Source organism: Streptomyces viridosporus, assembly GCF_002078235.1.
GTDB classification, from domain to species: domain Bacteria; phylum Actinomycetota; class Actinomycetes; order Streptomycetales; family Streptomycetaceae; genus Streptomyces; species Streptomyces viridosporus.
In genome coordinates this window covers 1-4455 of record NZ_MSGP01000692.1, presented here as the reverse complement: position 1 = coordinate 4455, position 4455 = coordinate 1, and the positions used below count along the sequence as shown (strand labels likewise).

Sequence of the window (4455 nt, the reverse complement as noted above, 5' to 3'; positions counted from 1 at the left end):
GGCCCTGGGGTAGGACGCGCCCCGGGGGTCAGGCCGGGCGCAGCCACACCGTCGCCAGGGGCGGCAGGGTCAGCCGGATGCTCGCCGGAAGGCCGTGCCACCCCTGCGCCTCCGGCTTGACCGGGTCCGGCCGGATGACGCCGCTGCCGCCGTACCGGCCGTCGTCGGTGTTCAGGACCTCGTGCCAGGCGGGCACGTCGTCCGGGACGCCGATCCGGTACTCGTGCCGGACCACCGGGGCGAAGTGGCACACGGCGAGCAGCGGCGAGCCGTCGCCGTCGTACCGCAGGAAGGCGAGCACGTCGTCCTCGGCCGCGTCACCGGCGACCCACCGGAAACCGTCCGGCTCGGTGTCGCGGCGCCACAGCGCCGGGGTGTGCCGGTAGACGGTGTTGAGGTCGCGCACCAGATCGCGCACCCCGCGGTGGTCGGCCTGCGCGCCGTAGTCCGGGTCCAGCAGCCACCAGTCCGGGCCGCGCGCCTCGGACCACTCGGCCCCCTGGGCGAACTCCTGCCCCATGAACAGCAGTTGCTTGCCCGGATGGGACCACATGAAGCCGAGGTAGGCGCGCAGGTTGGCGCGCTGCTGCCACCAGTCGCCGGGCATCTTGGACACCAGGGACCGCTTGCCGTGCACCACCTCGTCGTGCGAGATGGGCAGCACGTAGTTCTCGCTGTAGGCGTACACCATCGAGAACGTCATCTCGTGGTGGTGGTACTTGCGGTGGACCGGCTCGTGGCTCATGTACTCCAGCGAGTCGTGCATCCAGCCCATGTTCCACTTCAGGCCGAACCCGAGGCCGCCGAACCCGCTCGGGCCCTCGTGGTGGGTGGCCCGGGTGACGCCGTCCCAGGCCGTGGACTCCTCCGCGATGGTCACCACGCCGGGGCAGCGCCGGTAGACGGTAGCGTTCATCTCCTGCAGGAACGCCACCGCGTCCAGGTTCTCCCGGCCGCCGTGCTCGTTGGGGGTCCACTGGCCCGGCTCGCGCGAGTAGTCGAGGTAGAGCATGGAGGCGACCGCGTCCACGCGCAGGCCGTCGATGTGGAACTCCTGGCACCAGTACAGGGCGTTGGCCACCAGGAAGTTGCGCACCTCGCGCCGCCCGAAGTCGAACTCCAGGGTGCCCCAGTCGGGGTGCGCGGCCCGCAGCGGATCCGCGTGCTCGTACAGCGGCCGGCCGTCGAACTCGGCCAGCGCCCAGTCGTCCTTCGGGAAGTGCGCCGGCACCCAGTCCATGATCACGCCGATGCCGGCCCGGTGCAGCGCGTCGACCAGGTACCGGAAGTCGTCGGGGGTGCCGAGGCGGGCGGTCGGCGCGTAGAAGCCGGTGACCTGGTAGCCCCAGGACGGACCGAAGGGGTGCTCGGCGACCGGCATCAGCTCCACGTGCGTGAAGCCCAGGTCCTTGACGTACGCCGGGAGCTGTTCGGCGAGTTGGCGGTACGACAGCCCCGGGCGCCAGGACGGCAGGTGCACCTCGTACACCGAGAACGGCGCCCGGTGCGCGGGCACCTCGGCCCGGCGCTCCAGCCACTGCGCGTCGCCCCACTCGTGGTGCGAGGAGGTGACGATCGACGAGGTGGCCGGCGGCTCCTCCGTGCGGCGGGCCATCGGGTCGGCGCGCAGCGTCCTCGAGCCGTCGGGGCGGGTGATCTCGAACTTGTACAGCTCGCCCTCGCCGATCCCCGGCACGAACAGCTCCCACACCCCGGAGGAGCCCAGCGACCGCAGGGGGAAACCGGTGCCGTCCCAGAAGTTGAAGCTGCCGGCCACCCGCACGCCCCGCGCGTTCGGCGCCCACACCGTGAAACGGGTGCCGGTCACGCCCTGGTGCGTCATCGGGTGCGCGCCGAGCACCGTCCACAGCTCCTCGTGCCGGCCCTCGCCGATCAGGTGCAGGTCGAACTCGCCGAGCGCGGGCAGGAAACGGTAGGCGTCCTCGGTCTCCTGCACCGTCCCCTCGTACGTCACGAGCAGGTGGTACGCCGGTACCTCGCGCAGCGGCAGCAGGCCCGAGAAGAATCCGTCGCCGTCGTCGTGCAGCTCGACGGTGAGGCCCCCGGAGACCACGGTCACCGCCAGGGCGTACGGCTTGAACACCCGGAAGACGACCCCGCCGGGTACCGGATGGGCGCCGAGCACGGAGTGCGGGGCGTGATGCGTGCCGCTCAGCAGCCGCTCCCGGTCGGCGGCGTCCACGGCGGGGGAGACGGCGATCTCCACCTCGGGCGGGACGGACTGCGCGGCGGCGGGCCCGGGCGGCGGCGCCTGCCGGAGGGCGGCGTCCGGCACCGCGGTCTCCCGCCCGGCGGCCTTCCGGGCCGCCGCCTTCTTCACAGCTGCCTTCTTCACGGCGGTCTTCTCCGCGGCGGGTGCCTTCGCCGTCTTCTTCGCCGCCGCCTTCTTCACGGCCGCCTTCTTCGTCGCCGCCTCACCGGCCGCCGTCCTCTTCCCGGGGGCCGCCGTCCTCGGCGTCGCCGCGGCCTTCGCCGCCGACGTCGTGGCGGTCTTCTTCGCGGCCGCCTTCTTCACGGCGGTCTTCTTCGCGGCGGTCTTCTTCCGCGGGGTCGTCGGCTGCTCGGCGCGCCGCTGCTCGGCCGGCTGCTCCGGATGCGGATCGCTGGACTCGGGGCGGGGGGTCACGGGCTGGGCCTCCTGGGCGAGGATCGGGTGGATCGGATCGGATCAGGTGAGGCCGGACGAGGCCAGCCGACGCACCGCGGTCATCGGTACGGGGAGCCACTCGGGCCGGTGCCGGGCCTCGTAGAGCACCTCGTAGACCGCCTTGTCGATCTCGTACGCGCGCAGCAGCACCGGATCGGTGCGCGGATCCCGGCCCGCGGCCTCCGCGTACCCGGAGCAGTACGCCGCCCGGCACCGCTCGGCCCACTCCGGCTGCGGCGGGTCCGCCGAACGCGCCGCGTAGTCGAAGGACCGCAGCATGCCGGCCACGTCCCGCACCGGGGGCTGGGGCATCCGCCGTTCGGCCAGCGGCCGGGCCGGCTCGCCCTCGAAGTCGATCAGCGACCACCCTCCCCCACCGCCGAAGGCGTGGGAGGGGCCCCCGACCGGGGACCGCAGGCACTGCCCGAGGTGCAGGTCGCCGTGCACCCGCTGGGCGGTCCAGGTGCGCCCCTCGGCGGCCAGATCGTCCAGCGCCGTGAACGCCGAGCGCAGGCCGGACGCGTGCGGCCGCAGGGCGGGGACCGCGTGCACGGCCGCCTCCAGCCGTTCGGCCATGCCGTCGACCATCAGCCGCAGCTGGGGGTGGCCCAGGGTGACCGTCGGCAGCGCGCGGGCCAGCACGGTGTGCACCTCGGCGGTGGCGTGCCCCAGGGCCCGCGCCTCGGCGACGAAGTCCTCGCCCTTGGCCAGCGCCCGCAGGGCCAGGTCCCAGCCGTCCGCCGCCCCCTGCACGAACGGCTGGAGCACCCCCAGGACGTACGGCTCGGCGGGCTGCGGCGCACCGGAGGGCCGCTCGGGGTCCGCGACCAGCCAGGCCAGGGGCGGGGGCACCCGGAGGCAGCCCGCACGGGCCAGGGCCAGCGGCAGCTCCAGATCGGGGTTGGTCCCGGGCACGACCCGGCGCAGCAGTTTCAGGATGAACGCGTCCCCGTAGACGACCGACGAGTTCGACTGCTCGGCGGTCACCAGGCGCGGCACCAGACCGGACCGGATCTCCCGGTGCGGGTCCCGCTCGAAACGAAGCCCGCCGATCCGGGCCCGGGTGCGCAGGGCCTCCAGGAGCAGATCGGCGGGCCGGGTGTCGTGCAGGGCCTCGTAGACCGTCCGTCCGGCCAGGGGGCCCTGCGTCACATGACCGATCAGCGCGGGCGCGAGCCGGGGCGGCAGCGCCTCGCGCACGCCTATCAGCAACTGGTAGCAGTCGCCGGGCTGCTCCGGTCCGTCATGGCCCGGCAGGAGCGGCTGGTGCGCGCGCACCAGCAGGTGGTACAGGCCCAGTTTGGCCGTGGACGGCAGCAGCTCGGTGACCGCGACCGGGCTGAATCCGGTGACCGGACGCCCCTTGCCCGCGAACCAGCGCTGCCGCGGCAGCCATTCCCTCAGCAGTGGATCCAGTGACGCAAGAAGGCCGGGCGGGGTCGTGACGGTGCGTGTGACGGCTTCCGACATGGCGTCGCGTCCTTTCCCCAGGTTCGGCGCGCCTGTGGAGCACCCCCCGGTCGAGCACCCGCGCGTGCGCGGCCTCTCGACACCGGCGGCGCCCTTCCGGCTCACGCGGGTGGGCGGGGTGTTACTGATGCGTGCCCCGGGCGGAGCGGGAGAAACCGCCCCGCCCCGGGGTGTTCTACGCGGCGTCCTTGCGCAGCCGGAACCAGTAGAAGCCGTGGCCCCCGAGGGTCAGCAGGTACGGCAGTTCGCCGATGGCCGGGAAGCGCACCCCGCCGAAGAGCTCGACCGGGTGGCGTCCCCGGAAGGCGCTGAGGTCG

3 protein-coding genes are annotated in these 4455 nt (G+C 73.7%); all 3 read right to left on the bottom strand.

Annotated features, from left to right (window positions below; genetic code table 11):
* Nucleotides 1-28: 28 nt before the first annotated feature.
* Entirely contained in the window at nucleotides 29-2647 is a 2619-nt protein-coding gene (gene glgB, locus B7L92_RS35915; protein WP_081241381.1) for a 1,4-alpha-glucan branching enzyme, read from the bottom strand.
* 42 nt (nucleotides 2648-2689) lie between these two features.
* Nucleotides 2690-4138, bottom strand: coding sequence for a maltokinase N-terminal cap-like domain-containing protein (locus tag B7L92_RS35910; RefSeq protein WP_081241380.1), 1449 nt, complete (start codon nucleotides 4136-4138; stop codon nucleotides 2690-2692).
* A gap of 175 nt (nucleotides 4139-4313) precedes the next feature.
* Nucleotides 4314-4455, bottom strand: a 142-nt coding sequence (locus B7L92_RS35905) for an alpha-glucosidase C-terminal domain-containing protein (RefSeq protein WP_174704073.1), incomplete at its 5' end; no start/stop codon positions are given.

Bases quoted from the DNA above. Each gene is read 5' to 3' on its own strand.
- B7L92_RS35910 (WP_081241380.1), bottom strand. From the start codon at position 4,138: ATGTCGGAAGCCGTCACACGCACCGTCACGACCCCGCCCGGCCTTCTT.